We start from the raw sequence: 14,608 nt of genomic DNA, 5'->3' as shown, positions 1-14,608 counted from the left end.
TGGCCGAGTTGGGGTCAACCCGTCCGTGAATGGCCGCCGACATCAGCGCCTCGATCATGTTGCGTTCGCGGTCGATCCGCCCTCAAGCCATGTGGCGATGAAGAAGGCGAACAGGGCCGCACGATCAGCCCGGCAGCCGTGGTTGTCGGGGCGACATAGATACCGCCCGCAAGCGTGGCCGGGTCCACCGCCCCTTCGGCGACGGCGAGGACCGAAAACGCGTCGATCATACCCACAACCGTGCCCAGAAGGCCCAGCATGGGCGCGGCCTGCACCACCATGTCCAGCGCGCGCATCCGTTCGGACATCGTGGCAAGTTCGATAATGGCCGTCTGGCGGCTGAGTTCTTCGGCATAGGTGACGTCGGCGGGACGCGCCTGAATGCCGGAAAACACCGCCTGAAGAATGCGCGCCAGCACCGAGCGGCGTCGCCCTGCGGCACTGATTGCCTCGTCCACGCGGCCATTAAGCCAGTCGTCCAGAATACGCTCCGCCTCTGAACGCCGTCCGACGCCGAGACGGGCGAACTGCGCGATCTTGTAAAGCCCGATGGCGATGGCCACGAGCGACAGGAGGGCCAGGAGGCCGTAGACACCAAGGGAAGCGATCTGGAAAATAGACATAAAGGTTCTCGTTTCGGGCCGTGGTTGGGTCGTTTAGAGACCGAAGGCGATATCGGTGCGTGAGGTGACGGTCAACTGGTTCAGGCAGGCGTCGCTGTCTGTTCCGCTGTCGCCTGCGAGCGCGCAGCTTGCCACGTCGTTCACGATGATTTCGGAAAGCTCGCTGCGGGCGGTGGGCAGGTTGTGCTGAACCACGCGCCGTTTGCCCGAGCTGAGCGCACCGAGGGGCAGGCCAAGGAGGTTGCGGAACACCCCGTCAGAGCCAAACACGGCGAGGCGCCATGTCACTTCCTCGAAATCCTGATCCAGTCCGTTTTGTCCAAAGAAAACAAGCTGACAGCCCCCTTCAGAAGAGGGCGTCGCACGGTTGAGTTCGAGGGAAATTTCGGCGGTGGTGTCCTGCGCGAGAGCAGATGTGCCCGTCAGGACAAGGGCAAGGCTACATGCCAACAGAGTTCGATTCATGTGAACCTCCAATTAATGCGCTCATCGAAATGATACGCGCATTAGCGGGGCTACGCCGAAGCGTGTCAACTCTTGATTGGAAAACTTGCGTCGATCCACGCAGACCGAAAAACCCGCGTGAACCGATACCGGTTCTTAGCGATAGACGCCGATCACATAATCAATGCGTGTCGAGGCATTGGGTGTGTGTGCAAAGGCCTGCGTCTGCTCAACAAAGACAGGGGCTGACGCCGCCTTGCTCTTTGGTGCGATGGAACGCGTCAGTGGGCGCGCGGCCTCGCGCACGGCAGGGGCCAGTTCAACCGGCGCTGCCGCTGCGGGCGCGATTTCCTCGGGTGTGACTTCGAAATCGCCAAGTGCGGCTGTCACGACCGGGGCCAGAACCGGCGCTTCTACGACCGCGGGGGCCTCAAGTGTCGGGGCAAGAGCTGTGAACTGCGCGGTGTCCGGCACATAATCGGGGATCACGAACCCGCTGTCAGCAGGAATGCTGTCCGGCGTCGCCAGAGCCGCAGTCTGCACATTCATGTTGAATTCATGCAGAGCGGAGAGACCAAGACCAGCCGTCCCGGAGAGGGCGACAAGCGATACGGAGAGGATAGCTACATTTTTCATGAGTTTGATATAGCATGGCTTCGTTAATTCGTGAGGGGAAAGGATCGCAAAACGTCTCAAATGCGGAATTCCGGCAACAGTTTGCCGATTTGGGTGGTTTTACGCGTACAATTTCAAAGTCTTGTGGCGGATTGTTGCCAATTCATTCTGGCGACGTAACGACATTTTATCTACGGTTGTATCGTTTTTTGCAGAATCGTGGGCCTTGGAGGCCGACAATACTTTGCAGACGGGCACGGTGCGCGGTATGGTTCGCGCGTTGCTTTTGTCCTGAGGTGAATCGCGTGTTTCGTTCCTGCCGCTATGCTTTGACCGGTCTTGTTGCTGCCATCGCGCTGCAGCCTGCGCCCATGGCGCTGGCGCAGGGGCTTGAGATTGCGCCGATCGGTTTTGACGTCGCAGACGATGGTGACAACCTTGTGCTGGCGGCATTCGCAGCCCAGACAATGCACCGGTTTTTGATCCCACCCAGCTTGGCGCAACCCCCGTGGCGGCCCGCGCGGCGGCTGGTCTGCCCCAGCCATCAATCATCATCGGACTGATCGCCCCCGGTCAGGAAGAGGAATTCGGGCTGGAAAGCCTGCTGCCCGGCACGGTGGATGCGATGGGCTTTGCACTGGATGACCTGGCCGCACGCGAGGCGCTGCGCGAAAGCGATCCCGAGATGTTCCGCCGTCTGATCGAAGAGGGCCACCTTGACCCCGGCTCGGACGAGTTGAACCGCGTGCTGCAAATCGAACTGTCGCGGATGAACTGCTATCGTTCGGGCATTGATGGTGCCTGGGGCCCGGGGTCACGCCGATCTGTCGGCGAGTACTTCGAACAACTGGCATCGGTGGACTGGCCGGATCAGGCCCCCACGCAGGAATTGTTCCGCGCCATAATGTTGAATGGCGACGTCGCTTGCCCGACACCTGTGGCGGCTGCACCGCGTCGCACGACCCCGACAACCTCGCGGCCTGCAACCACGCGCACCCAGACGGCACCGCGCGCGGCGGCCCCCGCACCGGCACGCACTGCCCCGGCGGCCAAGCCCAAGCCAAAGCTGTCGATTGGCGGATCGGGCGTTCTGCGCTGATCCCCAGATTATCGGGTACACTACATCTGAACAGATGGGCCATACGCAGCCTCTGTGACCCGTTTGGGAATTGTCAGGTTTCCGTTTTTGTGTAGGCTGGAACAGAACGGCGTGCGCCCATCCGGGCCCGCCTGATTGCCACAGAAGGAATTTGTCATGGCCGATATTGCCCTAAAAGGTCCTGAACTGAAAAAGATGGTCAAGATCGCGAAAAAGCGTGACCTGAATTTTGCCTACTGTCCCGGCAACGATCCCAAGGAAGATGTGTTCGTTCTGGACCGCAAGAAGAAGCCCGAAGTCATGGGGCGTGTGGCCCGCGCCGAAGGCACTGGGGCAAAGCTGGGTCTGGGCACGGCCCGCGCCAAGGGCCGCATCATGATGATGACCTGCACCCGCGAAATGCCGCAGATGGCCAAGAAGCTGAAGAAGTTTCTGAAGTTCGAAAAGATCCCCATGAATGTCATCATCATGGACAAAGATGGCAACATTATCGAAGAGGACATCGAGGATCTGCCCGAGGATCCGGAACTGGATTCCGATGACGTCGATGAAGAAGTCCTCGACGAGCAGCGTTGCACCGAAGCAGAAGACGACACTGCACCTGATGCGTCCGAAAACGGCGAAGAGACCGTCGATGATGGTGCGCGCCTCAAGCAACTCACGACCCGTGCGGGGCAGGTGAAGACGTCGATTGCCGGGCTGGCCGCTGAGCCGCAGGCGGCGATGAACAAACATTTCGCCATTGTCCTTGGTGCGCTGAAGTCCAGTGATCTGGACAAGGCCGACGACACACTGACCAAGCTGGAAACGGCCCTTGGGAAACTTGCCGCCAAGGGCAACGATGCAGGCCCCGATCCCGAACTGGAACGGTTGCGCGAAGAATCGATTGCGCTCTTGGGCCGTGTCGAGGCCCTTGGCAATGCCGAGGGCGCGTCCCGTCTGATGGGCGTGCACAAGCTGCTGGTCGATCAGATCGACGCTGGCAATGTCAAAAAGGCGACGGGCACGGCCAAGGCGCTGAACGAGGCGATCACCCGCCTTGAAGGGCAGGGGGCGGATACCGCTGAGGCAGCTGAAAATCAGGCAGACACCAATGACGCGCAACCCGAGGGCGACGTTGATCTGGGGGCGCACGCAGTGGCGCGATGCCCGCGCTGATCTGGAACCTGTTGCCCTTGATCTGTTGCAGCGCAATCTGGGCGATGTCAGCAAGATGCGCGCCGTTCTGGGTTATTTCATCGAAAAAGGGCGAGGCAGGCGATTTTTGCCGGGTGGGACCGAAGGCCGCGCCCGGTCTGAAAAAGCTGATTGCCGAAGCACAGGCCGCTGAACAGACTGCGGCCGAACAGGATATTCCGGCGGGCGTGGTGCCTTTCGTGCGTGCCCGGCTGGACTGGGTCAAGACGCGCACAAGCCTGAAGGCGGAACTGACCAAGTTGCAGGACGCCATCGTCGCAACCTGTGATGCTGACCGAATTCCCCGACATCGCCACCGGGGTCCAAACAGCTGTTCACGTATCTCGAAAACCTGGACGGCCCGGCTTGAGGATGTATTGGAAGCACTTGTGCAAGAGCCTGATGGCACCAAGCGAGGAAAAGCTGAAGGCGGATGCGGCCAAGTTGCTGGTGGAATTTCAGAAGGAACTGGACACGCCGTTCTTTCAGGCCGTCGATGGCGGCAACGGGTTCAAGCCGGTGAACGTGCGTGGCGCGGCGATGGAGTCGCTTGGCAAGGTCCGCTCGGCCCTGAGCGCGGAAGCCGCCTGAAACTGACGCTGGCCGTGCGCCTCTCGCGTCTGGCCAGTCCCCCCTCAGATATCGTATTGCCCGGTCTGACGGGCATCACGCCCTGTTTTGGTGCGTGCGGTAACGAAAGAGGTGCGGTGTGGCGCGACAGATTTCATGCTACACGCTTCAGATTGGCACCCAGTTTGATGGCGGGCGCAACCTGATCTGGAGCCTTCTGGCGGATCCGTCGCTGGCCGAGCATGGCGTTGTGGTCCCGCGCCCCAAACATTACCGCGATCAGCTGGCCGCGCGCGTCGCCGCCTTTGACGGAACACCGGCCACAACTGCGGACCTGAACGAGATGCTAGGGCTGGATCAGCAGGACCCGAACCGCGATCTGCACTTTGTTCTCAGGATCGTTGAGCTGATGCAGCCGCCCCGCATTTCTGCCCCGCAGGAGGACTGGTTTTACGAGTTGGTCCACGCGCTGCGCATTACCGAAGCATCTTTGCGCCTGCGCCTGTCACCTTGCGATTTCGCTGTGCAATCCGGCGGTGATGTTGTCGCAGGCCTGGGTGAGCGGCGAATATCTCGGCATCGATGTGATCGCCCCTGATCCGTTTGAATTGCGGTGGGCGGCGGTGTTGCGCGAGGTGCGCCAAAGCTGTCCGGAGGTGCCGATCGTCGCGTGGGCGGCCGAGGAGTCGCCGATGATCTGGGGCCGTGTTCTGAAAGCGGCGGCGCAGACCGATACGGATTTTTCCGACGCAGCGCAGATGCAGGTCGCCAACGGGCTGATGAACGAGGAAGGCGGCGCGCGTCTTGCCGATTACCTGAAGGATCACCCGGACATGCCTGCGGCCTTGCGCGCCCGTGTGATCGGCATCTTCCTCAAGCGCTTTGCCAAAGAGGAGGACGTGGTGGCTGAAATCGCGATTCCGGGCTGGAGTGACGAGGCGCAGGCGCGGATGGATCAGCACTATGCAGATGATCTGGCGGACGTGGCGCAGATCGAAGGGGTTGAGCTGATCAGGCTTTGATCGGCCCTGTATGGCGCTGCAAATGGGCGATCATCTCGTCGATGTATAACTGCCCGCTGGTGCTGTGCCGGGACAGGACATAGGTGTCGATGCCCATATGGGGGCGCGTCCGGCGGGATCGTGACGGTGATTGGCGCGCTGGTTGCTTTGGCGGCTTGGGCAGTTGCGATGCTCGCCACGCTGGGCACGATGCGGTCCTTGCGCCCGTGAATGATCCAGGAGCGGTGGGCCATCTGCCCGGATACGCCACGGGTGCACGACAGGGGCGCACAGTGACACCATCGCGTCGGGGTGTTCGAAGCGCGCGTGCCACACACCGGGGGGATAGCACAGCGTGTTGCCTGCCAATGCCCCTGCCGAGACGCCAAACATGCCGATTTTGTCTGGTGCGATCTTCAAAATGTCGGCCTGCGTGCGGCAAAAGCGCAGCGCATCTGACAAATCCTCACAAGCTGTGAACAGACGCACGTCAAACAGGCGGCGCTTCAGCCCCCAGCCCTGTTTGTCCACCCGGGTTCGCGAGGCGGGTGATTTGGATGAGATCGTCTGGGGCGACATCACCAGCGCCCGTTTTCAGTCGATAGTCGGGCACCGCAACCGCGAAACCCGCACTGCACAGGTGCTGGACAAGGGGCTGGTGCACGTTGGCATCCTTGGACCCCTTGGTGAACCCGCCGCCATAGGCGAACAGCACGAGGGGCCGCACCCCGCCACCGGGGTGATAAAGGTCCATCCCAAGCGCACCACCCCTGCGTTCTGCGTAGTCAAAGGTGAGTGGGCGGATCAGGGTCATCATGGGCTTTTGCTGTCAACTTGGCGCGCACACCGACGTGTGGGACTGGCCGATTGCCTCGAACACCGCAATTTGGGCCTGACGCAGCCGGATCACCTGTTCCTCTGCGGGGATGCCCGCGCTGTCGAGGTCGCCGGAAAGGTCACTGAGGTCGAACAAATGTTCAAGGTCGGGTCGGTAGGTGGCGCGCACCAGTTCATTGTCTTCGACATATTTGTCCGCAATCTCGCGCCGTTCCAGCGGCGAATAGCTGTCGCCCGAATAAAACGCGCCCTCTGCATTGTTGCGGATGATCACGCGGATCAGTTCGGCGATGTTGATGTCGGTGGCGTTCGAGATCAGCCCCAGCATCTCGGACACTTCGCGTGACAGGGTGATGTTGGAGAACTTCTCCGGAAGGTCGTCGCGGGTGACGTTGGTCATGCCCAGATGCGCACACATGTCGAGGATCACGTCGCCCTCAAGGAATTGCGACCGCTCGTAAGGCAGGACCTTGACGTTTTCGGTGCCGAACCCTTCAGCGTAGGTCCCCAGGATCTTGGAATACATCAGCGCCGCCTCGCGCTTTTGCGCGTATTGCTGTGCCGTGCCTTTAAAGCGGCCCGTCTTGACCACCTGTTTGTACATCGCCTCAAGGAATTTGTCCTGACGCCGGATGTAGGCGATGATCTGCGTTTCAGCGCGCAGATCGTCTGGCAGATATTCGGCGAGAGACCGGGCCATGCGCGTCGTAAACAGCATCTCGGCAGAAATCACGTGGGTCTTGTCGGGATTGTTTTCGACCTCGGCCACCACGCGGTTCATGATCTTGGGGAACTGTTCGGTGTCGCGTTTGAATGCCAGCTTGTTATGCGCGGCGGGTCCGCGCCCGGCCTTGATATAGCTCAGGCCCGCCTCGGCCATCTTGTCGCTCTGCTGCGTCAGAAAGGTCTGGATCGAGGTCGATCCGGTCTTTTGCGAGCCGATATGGATGATCAGTTTGGGCATGTCTGGGTCTCTTGCGCGGAAGGATACGTCACAGCGGGCCTGCCATGATCGCACTTTTGACGATATCGGGTCTGGTGTCGACAAAACGGATGAATTCGCTGCCTGCGGTGGCGCAGGTGTCGCCATTGTCCTGCATTGTAACGTCGATGGGGCCGAGGATTTCCCAATCGCTGAGGTCAATGTGACCGTCATTCAGGCCAAGGATGGTCTGAGGCAGGCCGGTGCGGTGCACCCGCACGGTGACGTCCCCGCCCGAAATCTCGATCCGGTTCTGGCCCCCTTTGAGGATGATTTCCGTTGTGCCGCCCGCGCATACAATGCGGTTCCGGCCCGCCTTGGTGGTGATCACGTCGTGCCCCTTGCCGGTGATCACGTCCATGTCGCCTGTGCCCCCATGCACCTGATTGTGCCCGTCTGCGGTTTCGATACGATCGTGGCCCGATCCGGCAAAGATTTCCGACCCGGTGTGCCCGGTCAGCACCCTGTTGTTGCCCGCGTTCAGCCGTGCGCGCAACTGGTCGAGGTGGCCCAGAATGGTGTCGTCACCCGCCCCGCAGTCGATGTCGAGCAGGAAGCGGTTGTGCCCACCGATGAAATTGAACAGGTTGCCGCGGTCGTTGCCCGTAACCCCGAAATAGTCGGCACCGGTCTTGTAATCGGCGGCGAGGTAGAGCGCGCGCGCGCCCTCGGCCAGACCCAGCGTGCCGTTTTCCCGCAGTATGGCGAACTGCTTGCGATAGCCGGGGCTGGTGTCGTGATTGGTGAGACTGCCCACCGAAATCGCGCCTTGGCCGGTCAGAATATCCGGCGGCAGCACTCCTTAGGTCACAGTGCAACAGGCGTTGGGTTCGGGCAGGGGCGTGTGTGTATCAATGATTTCAAAGGCCATAGCGTCGGCAGGTTCTGACCAGTGCGCGGTGCATATCCTCCATGGCGTCGCTGCCTGACAGATCGCGCAACTGCCATGGATCTTTGGTCAGATCAAAAAGCTGGGTGGAGCCGTCCTGGTAGCGGGTGTAGCGGTAATCCCCTTTGCGGATCGACGCACTGCCAAAAAAGAAGGTGGGCACGGCGCGGTCGGGATTTTTCGCCCCCTTGACTTGTGGGCGCAGTGATTGGCCTGCGGCGTGCTGCATTGGCGCGCTATCGGCATAGTCCAGCACCGTTGGCCCGACATCGAGCAGTGCAACCGGATCGGTGATCGCACGCCTCTCGGGGCGGTCGGGGTCGTGGATGATGATCGGCACACCCGCGGCTTCCTCATAAAGCGTGTATTTGCGAAAGCGGTTCTTGTCGCCGGGGTGGTACCCGTGATCGGCAAGGATGATGACAACCGTGTTGTCAGCGTGATCGGAGGCTTTGAGCGCATCCCAAACCCGCCCCAGATGCTCGTCCACATGGGTGAAGGCGGAAAAGTAGTTGCGCACGCTTTTGCGCCAGAGGACCAGATCGGAGTTGTCCATGTTCTCGGCCATGAACGTGTCGGCAAAGGCGTTCTTGTCATGCTTGGTCCATGCTTTGGGCTGCATGAAGCTCGCCTCGTCATACATCTCCTTGAAGCGGGCGGGGGTCTTGTAGGGCGAGTGGGGGTGATAGAACCCGACCTCGCGGTAGAAAGGGGCGGGGCGGTCGTAGCCTTGCAGGAAGTTCACCGCCGATGCAGCACTTTGCGCGTCATAGTACCGGTCGTCATAGCGCGGATCGGTGGTGCCGTGCCCTTTCATCAACCCGCCATAGTTCTTGATCTTGGCGTTCTTACCGGGGCCGATGTTGAGGTGTTCGGAGGGATGGGAATAGAGGACGTTATGGATGTGATCGGGCAGCGGCTTGAACCGGTGATGCACCTTGCCCGCGTTTGAACAATAATAGCCGTCCTGTTTCAGCCGGTACGACCACATCTGTTCGGGGCGCAGCACGTCAAAAACGTTGGTGTAGTTGTCGAATATTCCAAGCTGATGCGGCGTAAGCCCCGACATAAAGCTGGAGCGCGACGGCCCGCAGACCGGCACACTGGCAATAGGCAGAGTGAAAGGCGCTCGATTGTGCGCAGATCCGGTCAAGATTTGGTGTTTGAAGCTCTGCCCCAAAGGCGGAGCGGTATTTCCAGTAGGAGAACGCGTCATCAAGGCTGATCAGGAGGATGTTCTTGCGGGTGCTCATAACGTTGCACCACCGGTCGTCAGGGGCACGCGGCCCGACAGGGCGTAGCGGTGCAGAATGGTGCCGGACTGCATGACGCTGGGATGGGTCCATTGATCGCGCAGGTCACCTGTGTTTGCGGTGCGGTTTGCGCTGTGCTGCGCGGTCGCGCCCCATGCGTAGGTGATGTGGGCTGGCCCCTCGGGCAATTCGGCATCAAGTGTCAGGGTGACCTCGTTCCCTTGCGCTGAAACGCTGGTGATCGCGGGGGGCGGGTCCTGCGCAGGTGACGGCAAAGCCGTGTGTTCCCTCGCCCAGAACCAGGTCGCTGAGCGTCGAAAAGCGGATGCGGATCGTACGGCCCGTGCCTGTGGCCTCTTGCATCGAGGGGCAGAACCAGCGCTCGCCCTCTTGCACTGTTGCGACCGCCAGCGCCTCGATCTCGTCCACCAGCATATTGGCGGCGGGGTCGAGCGTGGCGGGCATGTCGTCCATCAGCGGATAGGGATAGGTGGGTGTGGCCACGATGATCCCGAGGGTCGGGTGTTCGATGTCGAGTTGCCCTTCGGCGAGGATCACCTCGCTGGTGCCGTCCGTAGTTGTGCCGGCGCTTTGCGAGGTGACGACATGGGGAAAGCTCGCCTGTCCGGCAGCGATGGCGGCGTCGTGACGGATGGCGTGCGCGACATCGCCGTAGTGGTGCAACGCGTCACGCTGGGACGTGCCGGGCGCGCCGGTCAGCAGCGACAGAGCGATGCGATCGAGATGAAATCCCTTGTTCCAGTCGGTGAGGGCCGCGCGCGCCGCGGCGATCCGCTGCATGAGCGTGGAATAGGCGGGGCTGTCGGGCTGCGCCTCATCCGCGGTGATCCCGGATTGTGCCTGCGACAGCGCGATGATCGTGCGATAGGCGTGGCGCTGTGCGGCGGCATGGCGTTGGGCGGCTACGCCATGGGATTTGGCCTGATCTGGGGCACCGCGCCCCGCGAGGTTTCATCCACCACGTGAAATCGGAAATCTTCGGGCAGCGCGCGGGGCAGCCCTGCGCGATTGCCAAAGGCAGCCATGCCGATGGCGAGGGGATGGGTTTCGCCCAAGGTGACCTCGTTGCGTTCCTCAAACCCCATGACCCGCCCGTCATATTGATCGGACAGATAGCGAAAGCCCGAGGGTTCATCCCGCAGGCCCCGAGACATTGCCAAGGGTGCGCGGCCAGCGCCGCCCGGCCAGCGCGGGTGCGGTCGGGGCATCGGGGAAATCTGGCGGCAGGGCGCCGGGTGTTTGTGTCTGGGCTGGCCCGGTGGATAGCGGTCCGGCGCTTCGACCTGTGCTTTTCTCGCGCGGGTGCGCTTGCGAAAGGCGGTGACAAAGGCGGCCGACAGCGTATCCTTGCCGCGCGCGGCCAGATGACGCTCCATCCCGCGCCGATAGAGGTACAGATCGCGCCGCTGGCGCAGCTTTTCATACCATTCTGCCGGTTCAAGCGTACCAGCAACGGCGGCGATCAGGATGTCGTTCAGCAGCCCAAGCCGTTTCAGCGCAATGCCTATGTCATCGACCAGACCAAAGGCGCGCAAGGACGTGATCCGCTTGTCGGGCAGGCGGGCGACGTGCTGCGCATCGCACCGCTCAAACGGGTCATACGCCACGTAGACGCGGGCCGTGTTGGTCAACGCGCGGGTCGTGTCGGAATAGGGCAGGGACCAGTTGGATGGGTTCTGGGGCGCGAACCGATCCTCCCACGGGACAGATGCGGAGCGCAGTGTCGATTGCGCATCGAATGCGATGACGGTCGCGCCGGGGATCAAGGGCGCAAAGGCGAGGGCCGCAAAACCGCCGCCCTTTGTCGCCGCGCCAAACAGGGCCACATTTTTGAAACGTTTGAAAAAGCCGAGATCGCGCAGTTGTTCGAGCGTCTGGATCAGATAAGGGTCGCGAAACCAGGTACCCTTGGGGGCGAGGATGGCCAGATGGCTCCACCCCTGATCGCGGGCCAGCCGGTCGGTCCATGCAGGCCAGTCGAGTTCGGGGTGGTCGGTGTCTTCGGCGTGGCCAAAGCTGATGATCAGCTGTTTCGTGTCGCGTTCGCACAGCAGGAGTTCGGCGGTGCCGACCTGCTGGTGGAAATCCTCGCTGCGCGCCGCGCTGGGGAGTTCCGCGTACCATTGTGGCAGGGAAGGCGGCGTGTCACTCACAACTGATCCGGGCGCAGGGCTTTGGCCGCCTGCTTCATCGCCCGGCGAAAATGGGGGCGCTGGTTGTCGCCTGACATCTCGATCACCTTGCGGCACCAGCGGTGGATGAGCAGGGGGCGTTTGCGCTCAAGCAGCATGTTCAGAACGGATTTCTGGTAGCGGGGCAGGGCCTTGCGGGCTGTCATCAGCTTGTAGATCTGTCGGGCCTGCGGTTTTTCGTTCACACAAAGCTCGACCGTTTCTTTCAGGATGCCGATGCGGTTGAAGGCGCTGGTCAGACCGTGACCGAAATGCCGGCAGCGGATTTTGACCACGTTTTCGTTCTGATAAAGGGCGGCGTGCATCGCATCCTCGGCCACGAACGGGTCAAAGAACAGATAGACGATGTCGGCGCTGGCCGATTGGTCGGGGCCATAGGAATATCGCCCGGAAAAATCCTGTTTCCACGAGCGGTGATAGCGGGTCTCCCATCCGGAGGTGATCCGCCGTTCCAGCGTGGCCTGCGGGTTCATCGCCAGCACCTTGGCGCCAGGGGCGGCGGCGCAGAACACGGTGGCGGCATATCCGGCCATGGACGTGCCGTAGAACACGACGTTGTCGAACTGGTCGAAGAAGCCGGTGTCGCGCAATTCATCGAAAAAGTCGTGCACCGCGTCATCGCGATACCACGTCCAGCCATGCGCGCCGATTCCCAGCGACGACCAGCCGCGAGACGAGATGAACTGACTGCCCCATGGCATGCGATCAGCCACGTCCTGACGGACATCGTCAAGGTTGTCGAAGGTCACCACCAGCGTCTTGTCGCCTTTGAGGTACAGCGCGTTGTGCTGATCGCCAAGCTGGCGGAAAAATCCACGTTCCTCGCCCATTTCGGCAAGCGTATCAGCCCATGCGATGCGTTTGTTCATACCCTGCCTCATCCGTCCTTGGCAGCGAACAGTGTCGCTGCGTTGTTCACGATCGTATCGCGGCAGGATTTTACAAGTTGCTTATCGACGAGGTGATCGCGGCAGATTTTGGTGAACGACGCCTCGCCCTTCAGGGCCTCGATGCCGATCTTTGCCTGAAATTCGGGGTCATTGACGGGTGCGTTCGACACTTTCTTTTTCGCAGGGATCGGGGCGGCGGCGGGGTCGATCCCGTGTTTGGCGATCAGCCCCTCCATAAAGCTGCCCCGGCGGGGGGTGTTGTTTTCCTTTTCCTCGAGGCGCGGTTTCATCCGGCGGGCCCAGAAATGCACACCGCGGGTCTGTTCGGTCAGCCGTTCCTCAATGTTGAAGCGGGACATGATCATGTGGTTCCGGTCGGGAAACGAGATCGGGTAGAACACGGTTTGCGGCTCGGCGTGTTCTATTTCCCCTGTCTTTTCAAGGAAATAGGTGACTGAAGCCGGGCCGGTGAACCCCCATGCCTGTTCTGTCATGTGCACAGGGTTGCCTGCGTCCTTTTCGGCCTGCAGTTCCTTTTGCTGCCACTTCTTCAGCCATGGCGCGATGGCGTATTCGTCCTTGAAGAAATCCAGAAGGCCGACAAGCGTCTTTGAGTCCGATGGCAGGCCCAATACTGCGTTGCACACCTGACCGGGCTTTTCCCAGCCATAGACAAACGGGCTGTCAAAATCGAAGGGGCGATAGCAGTACATATCGGCGTCGACCCAGATGCTGTCGGTCTTGGCCAGCAGGTGCAGACGCCACATGTCGGCATGGATCGCGGGGCTGCCGTTGCGGGCGTGGATCAGCATCGGCTCGGAGGGGAAGATATCCTCCGCATCGCCCGCGTGTACCCCTTCGGGCAGGTTGGGGATGGGCGAATAGCTGTAAAGCGTGATGTGATGGCCCTGATCCGCAAAGGATTTCAGGCACAGCTGTTCCAGCCAGGACAGACGCCCACCGATCCAGAGAGAGGCAATATTGGGAAGGGGTTTCATGCGTTTTCCGCAGGCGCTGGCGCGCGCGTTGGGCGGCCTGTTTGAAATGGGGGGCGGGGCGGAGTTTGAGGATGGAAAAGCAGTAGCGGATCAGGAGCCGGTGTTTGTTCGTGCCTTCAAGGTGATGGAGGAGCGCCTTTTGGTACATCTTTGATCCATGGCGCGCGCGCAGCAGTCGCCGCACGTCCGTCGGTGTGTGCGTGCCGTTGATAACACCGGACACGATGGGTTTCAGAATGCCCATGTCGCGCCACATCGTCAGCATGCCGTGGCCCATGAACGGGCACCCCATGTCGATCACGTTGTCGCCCTGAAACAGCGTGGCGTGCATCGCATCCTGCGGCATGCGTGAATCGTAAAAGATCCAGACCTTATCCGCATCTGCCGACATCTCGGGCGCATAGCCGTAGGGGCCGAAATAGTCGTGCCGCCACGACCGGCGATAGCGGTGATCCCAGCCTGCTCGGTCGCGGTCCATCGTGGCCTGCGGGCTGATGGCGACGACCGTGGCTCCGGGGCAGGCGGCGGAATAGGCGGCGGCGGCGTATCCGCCCATTGAGGTGCCGTAAAAGACGACGCGTTCGAATTTGTCGAAGAATTTTTCGTCCCGCAGCCTGTCAAAGAACGCATACATGTGCGGATCACGGTACCAAGTGGGCCCATGGGCCATCACACCCAGCGATGACCAGCCCTGGGCCGAGATGAAATCGACTGCCCATGGGAGGCGATTGGGGTCCTGACGGACGTCATCCAAATTGTCGAACACCACAACAAGCGTCTTGCCCAACTCGCCCGCTTCGGGGATGTGGATGGCCTTGTGCAGAGGGCCTATTTCCTCGAAAAACCCCTCCTTTTCGGCGCGTTGTGCAAGCGTGCTGCGCCACGCCTCGCGCTCCACCTTCTTTTTCTCTTCGGATTTCGCCATCTCTTACGGGGCTTTCCTGCGCTGCTCGTCTGCCTTCGTGGCCATTTTGGCCTTATTATGCACTTTGTTTCCATTTTTGAAACAGTTCTGATG

20 protein-coding genes are annotated in these 14,608 nt (G+C 61.1%); 7 read left to right on the top strand and 13 right to left on the bottom strand.

Annotated elements, in window-relative coordinates; genetic code table 11:
- Positions 1 to 14 precede the first annotated feature (14 nt).
- The 3 genes from ACERZ8_RS21440 to ACERZ8_RS21430 all read right to left on the bottom strand — a co-directional run bounded on the left by ACERZ8_RS21440 (position 15) and on the right by ACERZ8_RS21430 (position 1,703).
- Positions 15 to 623: a MotA/TolQ/ExbB proton channel family protein gene (locus ACERZ8_RS21440; RefSeq protein WP_407594498.1), complete on the bottom strand. Its 609-nt coding sequence runs from the start codon at positions 621 to 623 to the stop codon at positions 15 to 17.
- Positions 624 to 656: 33 nt separating this feature from the next.
- On the bottom strand, positions 657 to 1,088 hold the full coding sequence (locus tag ACERZ8_RS21435) for a hypothetical protein (protein ID WP_407594497.1): 432 nt from the start codon (positions 1,086 to 1,088) through the stop codon (positions 657 to 659).
- Between the two features lie 135 nt (positions 1,089 to 1,223).
- Complete coding sequence (locus ACERZ8_RS21430; protein WP_407594495.1) at positions 1,224 to 1,703, bottom strand: hypothetical protein; 480 nt, start codon at positions 1,701 to 1,703, stop codon at positions 1,224 to 1,226.
- Positions 1,704 to 1,987: 284 nt separating this feature from the next.
- Here ACERZ8_RS21430 and ACERZ8_RS21425 point away from each other — a divergent pair, with 284 nt between their 5' ends.
- From ACERZ8_RS21425 to ACERZ8_RS21395, 7 genes are all read left to right on the top strand, one after another.
- Positions 1,988 to 2,245 (top strand): hypothetical protein, encoded by a 258-nt coding sequence (locus tag ACERZ8_RS21425; protein ID WP_407594493.1) that lies wholly within the window; start codon positions 1,988 to 1,990, stop codon positions 2,243 to 2,245.
- Positions 2,191 to 2,781, top strand: coding sequence for a hypothetical protein (locus ACERZ8_RS21420; RefSeq protein WP_407594492.1), 591 nt, complete (start codon positions 2,191 to 2,193; stop codon positions 2,779 to 2,781). Before ACERZ8_RS21425 ends, ACERZ8_RS21420 begins: the two co-directional genes overlap by 55 nt.
- A 156-nt stretch (positions 2,782 to 2,937) precedes the next feature.
- Positions 2,938 to 3,939: a hypothetical protein gene (locus ACERZ8_RS21415; protein WP_407594491.1), complete on the top strand. Its 1,002-nt coding sequence runs from the start codon at positions 2,938 to 2,940 to the stop codon at positions 3,937 to 3,939.
- Positions 3,875 to 4,111 (top strand): hypothetical protein, encoded by a 237-nt coding sequence (locus tag ACERZ8_RS21410; RefSeq protein WP_407594489.1) that lies wholly within the window; start codon positions 3,875 to 3,877, stop codon positions 4,109 to 4,111. The genes ACERZ8_RS21415 and ACERZ8_RS21410 overlap by 65 nt, the downstream gene beginning before the upstream one ends.
- Positions 4,112 to 4,359: 248 nt before the next feature.
- Positions 4,360 to 4,548: a hypothetical protein gene (locus tag ACERZ8_RS21405; protein ID WP_407594488.1), complete on the top strand. Its 189-nt coding sequence runs from the start codon at positions 4,360 to 4,362 to the stop codon at positions 4,546 to 4,548.
- A gap of 118 nt (positions 4,549 to 4,666) precedes the next feature.
- Positions 4,667 to 5,125, top strand: coding sequence for a hypothetical protein (locus ACERZ8_RS21400; protein ID WP_407594486.1), 459 nt, complete (start codon positions 4,667 to 4,669; stop codon positions 5,123 to 5,125).
- Positions 5,067 to 5,549 carry a hypothetical protein gene (locus tag ACERZ8_RS21395; RefSeq protein WP_407594485.1) on the top strand — a complete coding sequence of 161 codons (483 nt, stop codon included), beginning with the start codon at positions 5,067 to 5,069 and terminating at the stop codon, positions 5,547 to 5,549. Before ACERZ8_RS21400 ends, ACERZ8_RS21395 begins: the two co-directional genes overlap by 59 nt.
- A 469-nt stretch (positions 5,550 to 6,018) precedes the next feature.
- On the opposite strand, the gene ACERZ8_RS21390 is transcribed toward ACERZ8_RS21395, so the two are convergent.
- From ACERZ8_RS21390 to ACERZ8_RS21345, 10 genes are all read right to left on the bottom strand, one after another.
- Positions 6,019 to 6,345 (bottom strand): alpha/beta hydrolase, encoded by a 327-nt coding sequence (locus ACERZ8_RS21390; RefSeq protein ID WP_407594484.1) that lies wholly within the window; start codon positions 6,343 to 6,345, stop codon positions 6,019 to 6,021.
- A gap of 12 nt (positions 6,346 to 6,357) precedes the next feature.
- A complete protein-coding gene (locus ACERZ8_RS21385; RefSeq protein ID WP_407594483.1) occupies positions 6,358 to 7,329 on the bottom strand; it encodes a hypothetical protein in 972 nt (323 codons plus the stop codon).
- 28 nt (positions 7,330 to 7,357) lie between these two features.
- The gene (locus ACERZ8_RS21380; RefSeq protein ID WP_407594482.1) at positions 7,358 to 8,146 is read right to left on the bottom strand and encodes a hypothetical protein; all 789 of its coding nucleotides are present in this window, start codon (positions 8,144 to 8,146) and stop codon (positions 7,358 to 7,360) included.
- Between the two features lie 61 nt (positions 8,147 to 8,207).
- Complete coding sequence (locus ACERZ8_RS21375; protein ID WP_407594480.1) at positions 8,208 to 9,305, bottom strand: sulfatase-like hydrolase/transferase; 1,098 nt, start codon at positions 9,303 to 9,305, stop codon at positions 8,208 to 8,210.
- Positions 9,247 to 9,489: a hypothetical protein gene (locus ACERZ8_RS21370; RefSeq protein ID WP_407594478.1), complete on the bottom strand. Its 243-nt coding sequence runs from the start codon at positions 9,487 to 9,489 to the stop codon at positions 9,247 to 9,249. Before ACERZ8_RS21370 ends, ACERZ8_RS21375 begins: the two co-directional genes overlap by 59 nt.
- Before the next feature lie 195 nt (positions 9,490 to 9,684).
- Positions 9,685 to 10,290 carry a hypothetical protein gene (locus ACERZ8_RS21365; protein WP_407594476.1) on the bottom strand — a complete coding sequence of 202 codons (606 nt, stop codon included), beginning with the start codon at positions 10,288 to 10,290 and terminating at the stop codon, positions 9,685 to 9,687.
- Positions 10,291 to 10,412: 122 nt separating this feature from the next.
- On the bottom strand, positions 10,413 to 11,663 hold the full coding sequence (locus tag ACERZ8_RS21360; RefSeq protein WP_407594474.1) for a hypothetical protein: 1,251 nt from the start codon (positions 11,661 to 11,663) through the stop codon (positions 10,413 to 10,415).
- Positions 11,660 to 12,571 carry a phosphoadenosine phosphosulfate reductase gene (locus tag ACERZ8_RS21355; protein WP_407594473.1) on the bottom strand — a complete coding sequence of 304 codons (912 nt, stop codon included), beginning with the start codon at positions 12,569 to 12,571 and terminating at the stop codon, positions 11,660 to 11,662. Before ACERZ8_RS21355 ends, ACERZ8_RS21360 begins: the two co-directional genes overlap by 4 nt.
- A gap of 8 nt (positions 12,572 to 12,579) precedes the next feature.
- Positions 12,580 to 13,359, bottom strand: a complete 780-nt coding sequence (locus ACERZ8_RS21350; RefSeq protein ID WP_407594471.1) for a hypothetical protein — start codon at positions 13,357 to 13,359, stop codon at positions 12,580 to 12,582.
- Complete coding sequence (locus tag ACERZ8_RS21345) at positions 13,277 to 14,515, bottom strand: hypothetical protein (RefSeq protein WP_407594470.1); 1,239 nt, start codon at positions 14,513 to 14,515, stop codon at positions 13,277 to 13,279. The genes ACERZ8_RS21350 and ACERZ8_RS21345 overlap by 83 nt, the downstream gene beginning before the upstream one ends.
- Between the last annotated feature and the right edge of the window lie 93 nt (positions 14,516 to 14,608).

The organism is Tateyamaria armeniaca (genome assembly GCF_045797845.1).
GTDB lineage: Bacteria > Pseudomonadota > Alphaproteobacteria > Rhodobacterales > Rhodobacteraceae > Tateyamaria > Tateyamaria armeniaca.
Note: the sequence above shows the minus strand (reverse complement) of the source record. Positions and strands in the feature narration are given on the sequence as shown.